The following is a 15,733-nucleotide window of genomic DNA, read 5'->3' on the forward strand; positions in this document are numbered from 1 at the left end:
AGGGAGTACGTCATGCGCCGCGCCAGTGTGTTCGCCACCACGGGAGCGGTGAGCGCCTTCGTGGCGCTCGCCGCGGGAGCGCTCACGCCGACCACCGCCGTCGCGGCGACGAGCGCCGCCACGATCCGTGCGGCCGCTGCGTCGTCCCTCTACGCCTCCGGTCCCTACCGTTCCGACACGAGCGAGGCGGCGAAGCACGCGACCGCCCTCGCGACGAGCGACCCGAGCGGCGCGGCCGCGGCGAAGACGATCGCGCAGTACCCGGTCGCGATCTGGCTCGGGGACTGGACGCAGGGGGCGACGCTGACGCGGACGATCGACGCCGCGATCGCGGGTGCCGAGCGCACCGGGACGACCGCGGTCTTCGTGACGTACGCCATCCCGCAGCGCGACTGCGGCGGGTACTCCGCCGGCGGCTTCGACGAGGCGACGTACGACGCGTGGGTCGACCAGATCGTCGCCCGCGTCGCCGGGCACCGAGCGGCCGTGATCGTCGAGCCGGACTCCCTCGCGATGCTCAGCAACAGCGCGTGCAGCGAGACCCTCGACGCCCAGCGGTACCGCATCCTCGCCCGCGAGGTCGCTGCCTTCACGGCGGCCGGCGTGCCGGCCTACCTCGACGCGGGGAACTCGAACTGGGTCCCGCCGGCGGTGATGGCGTCCCGGCTGAACAGCGCCGGGGTCCAGCGCGCGCGGGGCTTCTTCACGAACGTCGCGAACTACTACCCGACCGCGCAGGAGCAGGCGTACGCCGAGAGGGTCTCCGCGGCCACGGGCGGGTCCCACTACGTGATCGACACCTCCCGGAACGGCCAGGGCTGGCGCGGCACCTGGTGCAACGGTCCCGGCTCCGGGCTCGGCACCTCACCGCGGGTGGTGTCGGACGGTTCGGCCCTCGACGCGCTGCTCTGGGTGAAGACCCCCGGTGCGAGCGACGGCACGTGCAACGGCGGGCCGGCGGCGGGGAAGTGGTGGTCCGCGTTCGCGAAGTCCCTCGTGGCGAACGCGCGGCTCGGGACGCCGGTCGCCACGGCTGCTCCGGCTCGGACCGCTCCGTCCGTCGCGCCGACCGTGCACCGGGACTCGGTCGCGTCGGCCGCGAAGCGGCGCGTGACGGTGTCGGGGTGGACGTTCGACCGCGACGACCTCACGAAGCCGGTCACCGTGCGCGTCACGGTCGGCGGGAAGGTGGTGGGGACCGCCACGGCGGACGCCTCGCGGCCGGACGTCGACCGGGTGCACCGGGTCGGGCGGAACCACGGGTTCCGGGCGACCGTGGCGGTGTCGAGCGGGAAGCGGAGCGTGTGCCTGACGGCGGTCGGGATCGGCCGGGGCGGGGACACCTCGATGGGGTGCACGACCGTCACGGTCCGCTGAAGCCACCGGATCGCGGGAGGATGGGCGCATGCCGCGTGATCTCGTCCGCCGTGCCGCCCGTCGACTCCGTCGCTCCCTGACCGGGGCACGGTCGGCCCCGGTCACGGAGCCCGTGCGACTGCCGGTCCTCGGCTACGTCGTGGCCGGAGGCGGTGGGGCGCACCCCGCCTCGGCGCACGTGCGGGTCGTCCGCCGCACCGAGCACCTCGCGCGCACCGGTGCGGCCGAGGTCCGGCAGGTCGACCCCGCCGCGTTCGTCGACGGGACCGACACGACCGACTACCGGGCCGTCCTCGTGCAGCGGGACGCCCTGCCGCGGGACCTCGTGGCACCCTTCCTGGCCGCAGCCGCCGAGCGGGGGACCCGGACCGCCGCCGAGGTCGACGACGACTTCTTCACGGACTCCGGCCGCGACCGTCTGGCCCGGGCCGAGTACGACCCGGACCGGCTGGCCTCGATCGACGCCCTCGTGCGCGGCGCCGACCTCGTTGTCGTCAGCACCGAGGAGCTCGCAGCGCTCGTGCGGCCGCTCGCGCACCGGGTCGTGGTGGTCCGGAACGCCCTGGACCCGACGATCTGGACCCCGGGCGAGCCGGCCGCCGACGACGATCGCCCCGCCGACGAGCACCGGGTGCTCTACATGGGGACGCTCACCCACGGCGCCGACCTCGAGTTGCTCCGGGACGTCTTCACCGAACTGACCGCACCCGATGGCACGCCGATCCGCCTCGAGGTGATCGGTGTGACCGAGGACGCCGACGATCCCGGCTGGTACCGCCGCGTCGAGGTGCCGGACGGCCACTACCCGGCGTTCGCCCGCTGGCTCGTCGACCACCGGCAGCGCTGGCGCGCGGGCGTCGCTCCGCTGCGTGACGAGGAGTTCAACCGGGCGAAGAGCGACCTCAAGGCGCTCGAGTACACCGCGCTCGGGCTCCCCGCGGTCGTCTCCGACCGGCCGTCCTACCGGGACGCGCGCGGGCACGGCGTCGTGGCGGTGCCGGACGACGTCGGTGCCTGGCGCGACGCGGTCCGGAGCGCCGTCGACTCCGGGTCCGCCGACGCCGTAGCCGCCCGCTGGGTCCGCGACGAACGGACGATCGGCGACGACGGGGACGCCTGGCGGTCCGCCCTGCTCGACTAGGCTCGTCGCGTGACCGACACCGCAGCCCCCGTCCAGCCGCTCGTCTCGATCATCATGGGGTCGGACTCCGACTGGCCGACGATGCGCGCCGCGGCGGACATGCTGACCGAACTCGGCATCCCGTTCGAGGCCGACGTCGTGTCCGCCCACCGCACGCCCGACAAGATGACGCGGTTCGCCCGCGGCGCCGCTGCCCGGGGCATCCGCGTGGTCATCGCCGGCGCCGGTGGGGCGGCGCACCTGCCGGGCATGGTGGCCTCGATGACGACGCTCCCGGTGATCGGCGTGCCCGTGCAGCTCGCGCGCCTCGACGGACTCGACTCGCTGCTGTCCATCGTGCAGATGCCCGCCGGCATCCCGGTGGCGACGATGGCGATCAACGGAGCGGCGAACGCCGGGCTCCTCGCCGCGCGCATCATCGGCTCGGCCGACCCCGCGATCGCGGCGCGCCTCGGCGAGTACGCCGAGGGGCTCGAGCAGCTCGTCGAGGAGAAGGCGCGGCGCCTGCGCGACTCGCTGTAGCCGGCGGCACCCCGGCAGCAGGGACCGACCGCTAGAGGTCGGCGTGCAGCTGCCAGGTCTCGGCAGCCGAGTCCTTCCAGTCGTACATGCGCGCCCGGTCCGGACCCGCGACGGCCAGCTGCCCGGCGAGCAGCGGGTCGTTGACGACCTGGTAGACCGCCTGCGCCAGTCGTTCGGGGTAGGAGTCGCGGGGATCGCGGGCGACCGTCACACCGGCGTCCGACGCGACCTCGCGCACGGCGTCGTCGTCCGAGTGCACCACCGGCGTGCCGAAGCTCATCGCCTCGATCACGGGGAGCCCGAACCCCTCGGCGAGGCTCGGGAACACGAACACCGTCGCCCGGTCGTACGCCACGGCGAGGTCCTGGTCGTCGATCCGTCCGAGCACCTTCACGCGGTCGCGGGACAGCCCTGCGCGCTCCGCGGTGCCGTACACGTCGACGTCGCCCCAGCCGTCCGGGCCGGCGATCACGAGCGGGACGTCGGCGGGGGCGTCCGGGTGTGCCATCGCCTCGATCAGGTACTGCAGGCCCTTCCGGGGCTCGAGCGTGCCGACCGCGAGCACGTAGCGCTCCGGCAGGCCGAGCCGCTCGGCACGGAGGTCGGCGTCGACGGGGGTCCGCAGTCGCCCGCTCGGCGCGCCGCCGATGACCCGGAGCCGTTCGTCGAAGCGATGGATGCCGTTCAGCGTCGCCGCGACCGCGTGGGTCGGCACGACGACGGCGTCGGCGTGCTTCCACGCGCGCTTCACCATCGCCCGGTGGAAGTGGACGCCGCGGGGCGTGAGGGTCTCGGGGTGGGTCCACGGCACGGTGTCGTGCACGGTGACGACCGTCTGCCGGCCCGGATCGCTGAACCGGTCGTGCTTGACGAGGGGCGCGAGCACGCTCGGCGCGTGCACCATGCCGCGTCCGACGCCGCCGACGAAGCCGCCCTGCCACGCGAGGGAGAGCTCACGGCGGGGGAGCGCCAGGCGGTCGAGGTCGCCGAGACCGGGGAGCAGCGTGCGGATGTGCGCGAGCTCGTCCTTGCCGACCGCCGAGACGATGCCGGCGACGTCGGCACCCTCCGGGGCACCCGCGATGAGGTGCCGTGTCAGTTCTTCGGCGTACCGACCGATGCCGCCGGGGACGGGGGCGACGATCTGGTCCACGACGACGTGGAGTGTTGTCATGCGGTGCGCCTCCTCGTGGTGCTGTGGTGCGCACTGCGCGGCCGGAAGCCGACCATATCAGTCCGCGCGGGGAGGGACCGGGGCGCCGGATCGGGGCGTGGCGGCGGCGGTCACGCGGCGGTGCCGGGCGGCGAGGGCGGCCCCGACACCGGCGAGCACGACGTCGCCGATCGTCATGAACACCCGGCTGATGACGGCGAGCGCGAGCGGGGCGGAACCCCCGGCGACGCTGCCGAGCAGGAGCACGAGGATGCCCTCGCGGGGGCCGATGCCGGCGGGGGCGATGACCACGATGAAGCCGACGAGCCAGGCGACGGCGTACGCACCCACGGCCACCGGGAACAAGGTCGGGGAGTCGGCGCCGAAGACCCGGAGCACGACCGTGGCCTGCACGCCGTACGCGATCCACATGACGAGCGACCAGACGAGCGACATGACCGTGCCGGACCAGGTCAGGGTGGTGTCCTGCGGCGGGCGGCGGAGCACCCGGAAGGCGATCGCGATGAGCCGACCGAGCACGGGCGGGGTGAGGCACACCAGGCCGACGACGATCACCGGGATGAGCCACCAGAAGGTCGCGAACCCGGTCGACGAGGCGAGCAGGACGGCGACGATCCCGACGACCGCGGCCGTGACCATGCTGACGAGCATCGAGGCCAGTGCCGCGACCGCGCTGCCGGTGCGCTGCAGCCCGTGCGCACGCCCGAGCTCGGCCTGGGCGGCGATCGACCACACGCCGCCGGGGATGTACTTGCCGAGCTGCCCGACGAAGAAGATCGAGGACGCCGCGGCCAGGCGCACCCGGTACCCGCTGGCGGCCATCATCGCGCGCCAGGACAGCATGTTCGCGACGAGGGCGACGATGGTGAAGACGATGCCGACGACCACCGTGAGGGCGTCGAGCCGCACGAAGTCACGGGCGATGTCGTCCCACTGCTTCGCGATGCTCCAGACCAGGAACACGACGGCCACGACCGCTGCAGCCCACTTCACGACGGTCAGCACGCGAGCGCGCCGACCGGTCGTCGGCACCGCGCCCGTGGCGACGTCGGAGGAGGTGTCGAGCGGGTCCGGTGACCCTGCGGCCGACCCCGTAGGCTGTTGTGCGTCCATCGACCGACAACTCTAAGGGAGCGCGCTGGATGCGACCCGATCCGGATCCCCGTCCGACCCTCCTCGTCGCCGCGTCGACCTTCCCGGCCGAGGCCGGCGACGGCACGCCCGGCTTCGTCCTCGACCTCGCGACCGCCCTCTCGGACGAGTACCGCGTCGTCGTCGTCGCCCCGATGACGAAGGGCGCCCGCGCGCACCAGCGGATCGGTGACGTCGAGGTCCGTCGGTATGGGTACTTCCCGGCCCGGTGGCGCGACCTCGCGGACGGTGCGATCGTCGACAACCTCAAGGCGAAGAAGTCCCGCTGGCTCCAGGTCCCGTTCTTCTTCGGCTCGATGGCCGCCGCGCTCCGCCGGGAACGCCGGCGCTCACAGCCCGACGTCGCCCTGCTGCACTGGATCATCCCGCAGGGTGCCGTCGGCCAGCTCGTGCTCGGTGACCTGCCCCGCGTGGTGACCACGCTGGGCGGCGACCTGTACGCCCTGCGCAACCCGGTCCTCCAGCGGGTCAAGCGCTCCGTGATCCGCAGCGCCGCGTCGGTCACCTGCATGAGCACGGACATGGCGCGTGAACTCGGCAAGCTCGGCGCCCGCGACGACCAGGTGCACGTCGTGCCGATGGGCGTCGACCTCGAGCCGATCACCCGCGCGGTGGCGCGCGAGACCCGCGTCCCCGGCCGGGTGCTCTTCGTCGGCCGCCTCGTCGAGAAGAAGGGCGCGATCGTCCTGCTCGATGCCCTCGACCGGATGGCCGAGCAGCCGGCCGAGGTCGCCGTCGTCGGCGACGGTCCGCTCCGCGCGCAGCTCGAGGCCCGGGCCGGGTCCGCCGTCACGTTCCTCGGTGCCCGCGGCAAGGAGGACCTCGCGTCCGAGTACGCCAAGGCCCGCATCGCACTCTACCCGTCCGTCCCCGCCGCGAACGGCGACCGCGACGGCCTGCCCGTCGCCCTGCTCGAGGCGATGTCCGCAGGGTGCGCGATCGTCGCGTCGGCCGTGCCCGGCATCGTCGACGTCATCGAGGACGGCGTGAACGGCCTGCTCGTCGAGCCCGGCGACGCCGCGGCGCTCGCGGCTGCCGTGGACCGCCTGCTCGCCGATCCCGAGCTCGCCGAGCGGCTCGGCCGTGCCGCGGCCGAGACCGCGGCCGCGCACACCGTGGACGCCGTCGGCGACCGGTACCGCGAACTGCTGGCGGCCGCGCGCCGCTGACGCACGTCCCTGCGGGTCAGGAGGGGGCCCCACCAGCCGGTACCGGCGCACCGCGCCAGCGGGGTGACGGCCGTGTCTGGAGGGACGGTGCGGGCCCGCACCGCGCCTCCTGGACCGCATCAGGTCACCGCGAGAACGACGCGAGCTTCTGCTTGAGCTGCTGGTCGATGTACGGCTCCAGCGACTTCGCCCAGGTACCCGTGATGTGGCTCGTGTCGCGGTAGACGAGCACACCGCCGATCACGGCCGGGCAGGTGGTGTCCGTGCAGTAGTACTTCGTCAGGTCGAGCACGCTGCCCGTGCCTCCGGCGGCGGTGAACGCCGCCATCGCCTCGGCCGACGAATCGGTCTGGGCGAGGGCCACGGACCGCGGGTTGTCGCAGGACGAGTCGGTCGGGCCGGTCATCCGGCTCACGCACGCCACGACGTCGCGTCGGGGGACCGGGTTGTCGCGGACCGCGATCACGGGGAGGTCGTCGCCCGCAGCCTGCTGCCAGGCGTCGAGGAGACCGGCACGGGTGGCGTCGTCGCGCTGCTGGCCCTCGGGGGCGTCCACCGGCATCTGGGTCGTCGAGTGCGCGACGATCAGGGCGTCGGCGTCCCGGTGCTGCTCGACGAACGCGATCGCCTGCTGCTTCCAGCGGTCGCAGCCGCGACCCGAGGCCGGGCTCAGGGACTGCTGGTGCGCGGTGGTCAGGTAGCACCCGCCGATGCCGGCGAGGTCGATCCGCCAGTCGTTCTTCGCGGCCAGGTCGCGGTAGACGCCGAGCAGGGTGTTGCTGTGCGAGTCGCCGATGACGAGCAGGTGCTTCGAGTAGCCGGTGGTCTTGCCGAGCACGCAGGTCTCGAAGCGGCCGCTCCAGCACTTCTTGATGTTCGGGTCCGGCTCGTCGGGTGACGGGTTCGGGTCGTCCTCCTTGGCGGCGGACGGCGCCGGGACACGGACGTCGGCGAGTTTCGGGTCCACGCACGGCTTCGCCGCGCTGATCTGCGCCGCAGCCCCGAAGCACGAGACCTCGCCGTCCTGCAGGCGCTTCGTGAAGGTCGCGGCCTGGACCTCCTGGACGTGCACGGCGGTCAGCGTCGAGACGCCGAGTGCCGCGACGACCACGGTGCAGACCACGCCGAGGACGGCGACGCGACGCGGGCGCAGGGTGCGCACCCAGCCGGAGAACCGGAGCGGCTCCTCGAACCACACCGTCGTGACCGCCGCGAGGACGAGCGAGACCACCAGGACCGCGAGCTTGCTCTTCCAGCCGAGCGGGTGGTCGAGCCAGATCGGCACGATGACGACGAGGGGCCAGTGCCACAGGTACAGCGAGTACGAGATGCGCCCGACGAACGCGATCGGGCGGACCGCGCCGAGGAGCTCGAACAGCGTGCCGGCACCGAACGTCACCATCAGGGTCGCGCCGACGACCGGGAGCGCGGCGGCGATGCCGGGGAACGGCGTCGTCGGGGTGATCACGACGAGCGAGGCGAGGAGCGCGAGCGCCCCGGCGATCGCGGCACCCGAGCGGACGGACCGGGCCACGACCGTGCGCGGTGCGGGGAGCGCGACGGTCGCGGCGAGCCCGCCGAGCGCGAACTCCCACGCGCGGGTGGCCGTCGAGAAGTAGGCGACGCCGGGGTTCGTGTTCGTCTGCACGATGCACCAGACGAGCGAGACCACGACGACCGTGCCGAGCAGGATCCGAGCCGTGGTGACGGGGGAGACCCGCTTCCGCACGACGAGCGTGAGCAGGAGCAGCAGGAGGGGCAGCGCGATGTAGAACTGCTCCTCGACCGAGAGCGACCAGAAGTGCTGGAACGGCGAGGCCTGGTTGTCGGCGTCGAGGTAGTCGACCGAACTGGCCGCCAGCTCCCAGTTCTGCGCGTAGACCGTCGAGGCGATCAGCTCGCGGCCGTACTGCGACCAGAGGGCGCTCGGGACGACGAGGAGCACAGCGGCGCCCGTCGCGAGGATCGTCAGGAACGCGCCGGGCAGCAGCCGCTTCGCCCGCCGGGACCAGAACTGCCCGAGTCGGATCCGGCGGGTGGAGAGCTGCTCGCGCAGCAGGTGGCCGGTGATGAGGTAGCCCGAGATGACGAAGAAGACGTCGACGCCGACGAACCCGCCGTGCAGCCGGTTCGGCCAGAGGTGGTAGACGACGACGGCGAGGACTGCGAACGCCCGGAGCCCCTGGATGTCCCAGCGGGTGGTGTCCCGGGCGCGGTGTGCGGGTCCGCGGGGGTCCTCGGTTGCAGTGCTCACTGACGGAATCCTACGAGTTGTCGTGCGATCCTCGGAAACGGACGCGGCTTCGGGGACGTTCAGATCCGGGCGGCACGCAGGGCCTCGACGGTGTTGCGGACGCCCTGGGCGAAGTCGGTGAAGTCACGGGCGTCCACGGTCGGCAGCACCCGGGAGGCGAACCGGAGGTCGAGGCCCTGGTAGGTCGCCGAGGGGTCGGCACCGTGGCGGACGTCGAGGGGTTCCCCGAAGGCGTCCTCGACCGCGGCGACGACCTCGGTGATGGTGGCGCTGCGGCCGGAGGCGAAGATCTTGGTGACGGCGGTGCCGGCGGTGGTCGACCGTTCGGTCGTGTCCAGCGCGTCCAGCACCATCGCCGCCGCGTCGTCGATGTAGAGGTAGTCCCGCGTCGTCTCCGTCGGGACGTAGATCGACGACGGACGACCCTCGAGGTGCGCGAGCGCCAGCTGCGACACGAGCCCCTGCGCCTTGCCGAGGTTCGCACCCGGCCCGTACAGGTTCGAGAACCGTCCGACGAGCAGCCGCGCACCGGTCGACCCGGCCCAGGTGCGGAACCGCGCTTCCGACGCGAGCTTCGACCGGCCGTACGGCGCGAGCGGAGCCGGCTCGGAGTCCTCGTCGAAGGGGGCCGGCGAGGAACCCGCGTAGACGGCACCTGCCGAGGACGCGAAGAAGAGCGTGCCCGGAGCGGCCTCGTCGCCCGCGAGGGTCTCGAGCACCCGCCCGATGAGCTGCTGCTCGGCCTCGAACACCTCCGCACCGGTCGCGACGACCCCCGTCCCGGCGCACCAGACGACGCGCCAGGGGGAGTCCGGCGTGCGGACGCCCCGGATCGCCGTCACGAGCGCCTCGACCGCGGCGTCCTGGTCGTCCCATGGGACCGAGGCCGCGCGGACGTCGGTCCCGGGTGCCGCCTCGGCCGCCGCACGACGGACTGCGCGCCCGAGGAAGCCTCCGGAGCCGACGACGAGCGTCGCCGGGGTCGACGAGGCCGTCACGCTGCGAAGACCCCGGCGGCCGTCGCCGCGTGCAGCGCCTCGCGCCAGTCGCGCATCGGCGCCAGGCCCGCGCGGGACCAGCCGCCGTGCCCGAGCACGCTGTACGCCGGACGCGGTGCGGGACGCACGAAGGCGGCGCTGTCGGTCGGGAGGACGCGGTCCGGGTCGAGCCCGTTCTCGGCGAAGATCGCCTTGGTGAAGTCGTACCAGGACCCCTGGCCCGAGTTCGTGCCGTGGTAGGTACCAGCCGGGGCGTCCGCGTCGACGAGCTCGACGATGCGCGCCGCGAGGTCACCGGTCCACGTCGGCTGCCCGACCTGGTCGGTCACGACGGACACCGTGTCGTGCGTCTGCGCGAGCCGGAGCATCGTCGCCGCGAAGTTCGGCCCGTGCGCGCCGTAGATCCACGCGGTCCGCACGATGTACGACGAGTCCGGAGCGATCCGGCGGACGTGGGCCTCGCCCTCGGCCTTGGTCCGGCCGTAGGCGTTCAGCGGGTCCGTCGGGGCGTCCTCGGCGTAGGGCGCGGTGCCGTTGCCGTCGAAGACGTAGTCCGTCGAGATCGTCACCAGCTTCGCGCCGTGCCGGACGGCCGCCTCGGCGAGGAGCCTCGGGCCCGTCGCGTTGACCGCTGCGGCGTCGGACTCGTGCGTCTCGGCGTCGTCGACCTTGGTGTACGCGGCCGAGTTGATCACGACGTCGTGGCCGGCGACGGCGGCGTCGACCGCGTCGGGGTCCGTGATGTCGAGGTCGGCGCGACCGAGCGCGGTGACGTCACGACCCTGCAGCGCGAGCTGCAGGTCGCGACCGAGCATGCCGGCGGCGCCGGTGATCAGGGTGCGGGTCATCGTGGCGTCCGGGCTCAGGCGAGCGCCGCGCGCTCCTTGAGGGGCTCCCACCATGCGCGGTTGTCGCGGTACCACTGGACGACGTCGGCGAGACCCTGCTCGAACGGCACCTGCGGCTCGTAGCCGAGCTCCGCCTGGATCTTCGAGATGTCGACCGAGTAGCGGAGGTCGTGGCCGAGGCGGTCGGCGACGCGGTCGACGTACGACCAGTCCTTGCCGGTCGCGTCGAGCAGCAGCTGGGTGAGCTCCTTGTTGGTGAGCTCGGTGCCGCCGCCGATGTTGTAGATCTCGCCCGCGCGGCCCTTGGTGAGCACCAGCGCGATGCCACGGGTGTGGTCGTCGACGTGCAGCCAGTCGCGGATGTTGTTGCCCTCGCCGTAGAGCGGGACGTGCTTGTCGTCGATGAGGTTCGTGACGAACAGCGGGATGACCTTCTCGGGGAAGTGGTACGGCCCGTAGTTGTTCGAGCAGCGCGTGATCGAGAGGTTCAGCCCGTGCGTGCGGTGGTAGCTGCGGGCGAGCAGGTCGCTGCCGGCCTTCGACGCCGAGTACGGCGAGTTCGGCTCGAGCGGACGCTCCTCGTCCCACGAGCCCTCGCTGATGGAGCCGTAGACCTCGTCGGTGGAGACGTGCACGAAGCGCTCGGTGCCGTGCCGGAGCGCGGCGTCGAGCAGACGCTGGGTGCCGACGACGTTCGTCTCGACGAAGATGCCGGAGTCGCGGACCGAGCGGTCGACGTGGGACTCGGCGGCGAAGTGCACGATGGCGTCGATGCCGGGGATGACCTCGTCGAGCTTCGCCGCGTCGCGGATGTCGCCCTGCACGAAGGTGTAGCGCGGCGAGTCCGCGACGGGGGCGAGGTTCTCGAGGTTGCCCGAGTAGGTCAGGGCGTCGTAGACGACGACCTCGGCGCCCTCGAGTCCGGGGTACGCGTCCTGCAGGGTGCGACGGACGAAGTTCGAGCCGATGAAGCCGGCTCCGCCGGTGACGAGGATCTTCACGAGGTCAGGTTCCTTTTCGGAGTCGGTGACGTTGGATCGATGGACGAGTGTAGCGGGGCGTCCCGGAGCAGCAGGTTCCGGCGGGCCTCGACGAGCGCCCAGACCACCGCGACGGCGGCGAGGAGCAGCACCACGACGAAGCCGTACCGGCCGGCGGGCGTCAGGTTCACGAGTCGACCGAGACCGGCGACCGTGACCTGCAGGTGGGTGTTCTCGTAGAAGCCGCGGTAGGCGACCGTCAGGCCGTAGAGCCCGATCACGGGGAAGCCCCAGAGCGCGAAGGAACCGACGCGGCCGCGCTCCGGTGCGCTCGTCACGAGGTTCCGCCACGCGATCGCGCTGACGGCGATGAGCGGGACGAGCCCGATGAACAGGTAGCGGCCCTGTGCGCCGGCGATGAGCTGCGTGTCGTCGTACGAGGAGAAGTTGTTCTGCAGCTGGATCACGAGCGTCAGCGCCGGCAGGACGAGCAGCACGATCGCCGTGCTGCGCTGCGCCGTGCGACGGAACGCCCACCCGACGATCACGGCGAGGGCGATGACGGTCAGGGAGTCCGTGAGGATCTGCGTCATCGGGTAGCGGAGCGCACCGAACTGCCCCCAGAACGACGAGGTGAGGCGGTCCCACTCGACGTTCATGAACTCGCCGAAGTTGGCGCTCGTCTCGCGGCCCCACGGCTTGTCCTGGCGGACGGCGCTCACGCCGTCGGGCTGGAGCGTGCCGAAGAGGACCAGGTTGCGGATCCACCACCACGAGCCGGCCGCGGCGACGATCGCGCCGGCGACGGCGGTCCGGCCGATGCGGGCGCCCCACGACAGGGTCCCGTGGCCGGCGACGAGCAGGGCGATCGCGACGAACGGCACCGTCGGCAGCCCGGTGCCCTTCACCGAGCAGACCGCGGCGACGGCCACCCCGAGCCACACGGCGATGCGCCACCGATGGTCGCCGGTGAGGGCTCGGGCGGCCAGCCACGAGATCACGGCACCGAGCACGATGACGGGCGCGTCGTTCGTGACGGACGAGCCGATCTGCGCCAGCTGCGGCACGGCGAACAGGGCGAGGACGCCCACGATCGCGGTGCGCGGGGAGCGGGTGACCCGCCGGACGGTCGCCCACGTCAGGAACGGCAGCGGGAGCAGCATCACGACGTCCATCAGGCGCAGGGCCATGACGCCGATGTCCCAGCGCAGGTGGAAGAACCCGATCGCCTTGAGCACGACCGCACCGACGCCGTAGTACGTCGGCGGGTGCTGCGACATCTGGTTGACGAAGTCGTGGTTGCCCGGGTTCTCCGCCGTGAGCTGTGCGACGGTCTCGCGGTCCGCCGCGGCGACGTTCGTGGACTGCCCCTGCTCGACGTACGTCGTCTTGAGCAGGTCCATGTCGCCCGGCGCCGGCCACCCCTTGCCGAGCGCGAGCTGTTCGGCGGCGTCGAAGTGCGCTGCCTCGTCCGGGGCCGCGAACATCGGCGTCAGGAAGGCCCACAGCGTGAGCAGCAGCGCGAACGCAGCCGTCAGTGCGATGACGGCGCGTCGTTCCCCCCGGGTCACCGGCAGTGCAACGGTGACCTCAGTCGCCATAGCGCTGGAGTTTCTGCAGGTCGAGCTGTTCCTCGGCCAGCGTGCGGTTGAGCCGCGTGAGGTCGGCGACGACGCCGATCACGATGCTGAGCACCGCGGTGATGAGCAGGACCACCCCGAGGATGATCGACTGCAGGTGGTTGCCGCCGGTGTGCATCGCGAGGAGCACCAGGTACCGGACGAGCGGCCACGCTCCGAGCGCGCCGAGGATCGCCGCGACCCAGAGGAAGAGCGCCATCGGGCGGTACATCAGGTACACGCGGGCGATCGCCGACCCGGACTGGAACATGTGCTGCCAGATGTTCTTGAACAGGCGGGACTCGCGCGTCTTCGGGTTCGTCGTGATCGGGATCGACGCGATCGCCAGGCGCTTGTACCCGGCCTGCACGATCGTCTCCATGCAGTAGCTGAAGCGCGTCACGATGTTGAGGCGGATGAGCGAGTACTTCGAGTACGCGCGGAACCCGCTCGCGGCGTCCGGCAGGTCGAGACCCGCCGCGCGCGAGGCGACCCACGAGCCGAAGCGCTGCATGAGCTTCTTGAACCCGGAGAAGTGCTCGATCGTCCGGGTCTGGCGGTCGCCGATCACGATCTCGGCTTCCTTGCGGAGGATCGGCTGGACCAGCTCGGCGATGTGCGCCTGCGGGTACTGGTTGTCACCGTCGGTGTTCACGACGATGTCGGCGCCGTGGAGCAGCGCGTAGTCGACGCCGTCCCGGAACGACCGGGCGAGGCCCATGTTCGTGGTGTGGTGCACGAAGTGCCGGACACCGTGCTCCTTGGCGACCTCGACCGTGCGGTCGGTGCTGCCGTCGTTGATGACCAGGATCTCGATCTCGTCGATGCCGTCGATCTGCTTCGGGATCGAGTCGATGACGCTGGCGAGGGTGTTCTCCTCGTTGAGGCAGGGGATCTGGACGAATAGCTTCACGGGCTCGCTTGGTCTCGTTTCGGGAGTCGGCAGTGCGCAGAACCATGACAGCCTATGCGAACTCGCGCCTTGCTAGGCTTCCCCGGTGCAGATCCGCGAACTGAAGATCCCCGGCGCGTGGGAGTTCACGCCCGTCCAGCACGGCGACGCACGAGGAGCATTCCTCGAGGCGTACCGGGCCGACGTCCTCGAGGAGACGGTCGGCCACCCGCTCGACCTGCGGCAGGTGAACATGTCGATCTCGGCGGCCGGCGTCGCACGGGGCATCCACTACGCCCTCGTCGCGCCGAGCCAGGCGAAGTACGTCACCGCCGTCCGCGGGGCGTTCATCGACTACATCGTCGACATCCGCGTGGGCTCCCCGACGTTCGGGCAGTGGGACTCTGTCCGCATCGACGACGTCGACCGCAAGGCTGTGTACCTGTCCGAGGGGCTCGGGCACGCGATCGTCGCGCTCGAGGACCAGTCGACGGTGAACTACCTGGTCAGCGCGCACTACAACCCCGAGCGCGAGAAGGGGATCACGATCCTCGACCCGACCGTGGGACTCACGCTGCCGGACGGGCTCGGCGAGCCGGTCCTCTCCGAGAAGGACACCAGCGCACCGACCCTCGAGCAGGCTGCCGCCGCAGGGCTGCTCCCCACCTACGAGGAGTGCTTGGCCTACACCGAGTCCCTCCGTACGACGAAGTAACGAAGCAAAGGACGCACCCGTGAAGGGCATCATCCTCGCCGGGGGTTCCGGCACCCGTCTCTGGCCGATCACCAAGGGCATCAGCAAGCAGCTCATGCCGATCTACGACAAGCCGATGGTCTACTACCCGCTGTCGACGCTGATGATGGCCGGCATCCGCGAGGTGCTGGTCATCACGACGCCGGAGTACAACGACCAGTTCCGCGCGCTCCTCGGCGACGGCTCGGCCCTCGGCATGGACATCCAGTACGCCGTGCAGCCGAGCCCGGACGGCCTCGCGCAGGCCTTCGTCATCGGCGAGGACTTCATCGGCAACGACAGCGTCGCGCTGGTCCTCGGCGACAACATCTTCCACGGCACGGGCCTCGGCACGAACCTCCGCAAGAACACCGAGGTCGAGGGCGCGACCATCTTCGCGTACCACGTGGCCGACCCGAAGGCGTACGGCGTCGTCGAGTTCGACGACAGCTTCACCGCGGTCTCCATCGAGGAGAAGCCGACCGAGCCGAAGTCGAACTACGCCGTCCCCGGCCTGTACTTCTACGACAACAAGGTCATCGAGATCGCGAAGACGATCGAGCCGAGCGCCCGCGGGGAGCTCGAGATCTCGACCGTGAACGAGCGCTACCTCGACGCCGGCGAGCTCGGCGTGCAGGTCCTCGACCGCGGCACGGCCTGGCTCGACACCGGCACGTTCGAGTCGATGATGCAGGCGTCCGAGTACGTCAAGGTGATCGAGGACCGTCAGGGCTTCAAGATCGGCTGCATCGAGGAGATCGCCTGGCGCAACGGCTGGATCGACGACGCACAGCTCGCCGACCTCGCCGCCCCGCTCGTCAAGGGCGGCTACGGCGTCTACCTCCAGCGGCTCCTCTCCGCCTAGTCACACCCC

At 71.7% G+C, this 15,733-nt stretch carries 14 protein-coding genes; 6 read left to right on the top strand and 8 right to left on the bottom strand.

What is annotated here, in order from left to right; translation table 11 throughout:
- Positions 1-12: 12 nt before the first annotated feature.
- From BJK06_RS14460 to purE, 3 genes are read left to right on the top strand one after another with little or no spacing between them, the layout of a single operon-like run.
- The gene (locus BJK06_RS14460) at positions 13-1,377 is read left to right on the top strand and encodes a glycoside hydrolase family 6 protein (RefSeq protein ID WP_070418463.1); all 1,365 of its coding nucleotides are present in this window, start codon (positions 13-15) and stop codon (positions 1,375-1,377) included.
- Positions 1,378-1,405: 28 nt separating this feature from the next.
- Positions 1,406-2,518: a glycosyltransferase gene (locus tag BJK06_RS14465; RefSeq protein ID WP_070418464.1), complete on the top strand. Its 1,113-nt coding sequence runs from the start codon at positions 1,406-1,408 to the stop codon at positions 2,516-2,518.
- Between the two features lie 9 nt (positions 2,519-2,527).
- The gene (gene purE, locus BJK06_RS14470; protein WP_070418465.1) at positions 2,528-3,040 is read left to right on the top strand and encodes a 5-(carboxyamino)imidazole ribonucleotide mutase; all 513 of its coding nucleotides are present in this window, start codon (positions 2,528-2,530) and stop codon (positions 3,038-3,040) included.
- 31 nt (positions 3,041-3,071) lie between these two features.
- On the opposite strand, the gene BJK06_RS14475 is transcribed toward purE, so the two are convergent.
- Together BJK06_RS14475 and BJK06_RS14480 are read right to left on the bottom strand one after the other, a co-directional pair.
- Positions 3,072-4,214, bottom strand: a complete 1,143-nt coding sequence (locus tag BJK06_RS14475) for a glycosyltransferase family 1 protein (RefSeq protein WP_070418466.1) — start codon at positions 4,212-4,214, stop codon at positions 3,072-3,074.
- A 57-nt stretch (positions 4,215-4,271) separates the two neighbouring features.
- The gene (locus tag BJK06_RS14480; protein ID WP_083295289.1) at positions 4,272-5,327 is read right to left on the bottom strand and encodes a YbhN family protein; all 1,056 of its coding nucleotides are present in this window, start codon (positions 5,325-5,327) and stop codon (positions 4,272-4,274) included.
- 29 nt (positions 5,328-5,356) lie between these two features.
- Here BJK06_RS14480 and BJK06_RS14485 point away from each other — a divergent pair, with 29 nt between their 5' ends.
- Entirely contained in the window at positions 5,357-6,535 is a 1,179-nt protein-coding gene (locus tag BJK06_RS14485) for a glycosyltransferase family 4 protein (protein ID WP_070418468.1), read from the top strand.
- A 124-nt stretch (positions 6,536-6,659) separates the two neighbouring features.
- Here the strand turns inward: BJK06_RS14485 and BJK06_RS14490 are convergent, their stop codons facing one another.
- The 6 genes from BJK06_RS14490 to BJK06_RS14515 are packed head-to-tail and all read right to left on the bottom strand — an operon-like array spanning position 6,660 to position 14,147.
- Positions 6,660-8,789: an acyltransferase family protein gene (locus BJK06_RS14490; RefSeq protein ID WP_070418469.1), complete on the bottom strand. Its 2,130-nt coding sequence runs from the start codon at positions 8,787-8,789 to the stop codon at positions 6,660-6,662.
- Between the two features lie 59 nt (positions 8,790-8,848).
- On the bottom strand, positions 8,849-9,787 hold the full coding sequence (locus tag BJK06_RS14495) for an NAD-dependent epimerase/dehydratase family protein (RefSeq protein WP_070418470.1): 939 nt from the start codon (positions 9,785-9,787) through the stop codon (positions 8,849-8,851).
- On the bottom strand, positions 9,784-10,635 hold the full coding sequence (rfbD, locus tag BJK06_RS14500) for a dTDP-4-dehydrorhamnose reductase (protein ID WP_070418471.1): 852 nt from the start codon (positions 10,633-10,635) through the stop codon (positions 9,784-9,786). Before rfbD ends, BJK06_RS14495 begins: the two co-directional genes overlap by 4 nt.
- Before the next feature lie 14 nt (positions 10,636-10,649).
- Positions 10,650-11,636 carry a dTDP-glucose 4,6-dehydratase gene (gene rfbB, locus BJK06_RS14505; protein ID WP_070418472.1) on the bottom strand — a complete coding sequence of 329 codons (987 nt, stop codon included), beginning with the start codon at positions 11,634-11,636 and terminating at the stop codon, positions 10,650-10,652.
- The gene (locus BJK06_RS14510; protein ID WP_181015097.1) at positions 11,633-13,186 is read right to left on the bottom strand and encodes a DUF2142 domain-containing protein; all 1,554 of its coding nucleotides are present in this window, start codon (positions 13,184-13,186) and stop codon (positions 11,633-11,635) included. The genes rfbB and BJK06_RS14510 overlap by 4 nt, the downstream gene beginning before the upstream one ends.
- A gap of 19 nt (positions 13,187-13,205) precedes the next feature.
- The gene (locus BJK06_RS14515) at positions 13,206-14,147 is read right to left on the bottom strand and encodes a glycosyltransferase family 2 protein (protein ID WP_070418474.1); all 942 of its coding nucleotides are present in this window, start codon (positions 14,145-14,147) and stop codon (positions 13,206-13,208) included.
- An 85-nt stretch (positions 14,148-14,232) separates the two neighbouring features.
- Between BJK06_RS14515 and BJK06_RS14520 the strand changes: the two genes are divergently transcribed.
- Positions 14,233-14,841 (top strand): dTDP-4-dehydrorhamnose 3,5-epimerase family protein, encoded by a 609-nt coding sequence (locus BJK06_RS14520; RefSeq protein ID WP_070418475.1) that lies wholly within the window; start codon positions 14,233-14,235, stop codon positions 14,839-14,841.
- A 19-nt stretch (positions 14,842-14,860) separates the two neighbouring features.
- Positions 14,861-15,724: a glucose-1-phosphate thymidylyltransferase RfbA gene (rfbA, locus tag BJK06_RS14525; RefSeq protein ID WP_070418476.1), complete on the top strand. Its 864-nt coding sequence runs from the start codon at positions 14,861-14,863 to the stop codon at positions 15,722-15,724.
- Positions 15,725-15,733: the final 9 nt, after the last annotated feature.

This window comes from Curtobacterium sp. BH-2-1-1 (genome assembly GCF_001806325.1).
GTDB lineage: Bacteria > Actinomycetota > Actinomycetes > Actinomycetales > Microbacteriaceae > Curtobacterium.

What these genes read in the sequence shown, in the direction of transcription:
- BJK06_RS14460 (WP_070418463.1), top strand. Translation starts at nt 13, where the DNA reads ATGCGCCGCGCCAGTGTGTTCGCCACCACGGGAGCGGTGAGCGCCTTC.
- BJK06_RS14465 (WP_070418464.1), top strand. Translation starts at nt 1,406, where the DNA reads ATGCCGCGTGATCTCGTCCGCCGTGCCGCCCGTCGACTCCGTCGCTCC.
- BJK06_RS14475 (WP_070418466.1), bottom strand. Translation starts at nt 4,214, where the DNA reads ATGACAACACTCCACGTCGTCGTGGACCAGATCGTCGCCCCCGTCCCC.
- BJK06_RS14480 (WP_083295289.1), bottom strand. Translation starts at nt 5,327, where the DNA reads ATGGACGCACAACAGCCTACGGGGTCGGCCGCAGGGTCACCGGACCCG.
- BJK06_RS14485 (WP_070418468.1), top strand. Translation starts at nt 5,357, where the DNA reads ATGCGACCCGATCCGGATCCCCGTCCGACCCTCCTCGTCGCCGCGTCG.
- rfbD (WP_070418471.1), bottom strand. Translation starts at nt 10,635, where the DNA reads ATGACCCGCACCCTGATCACCGGCGCCGCCGGCATGCTCGGTCGCGAC.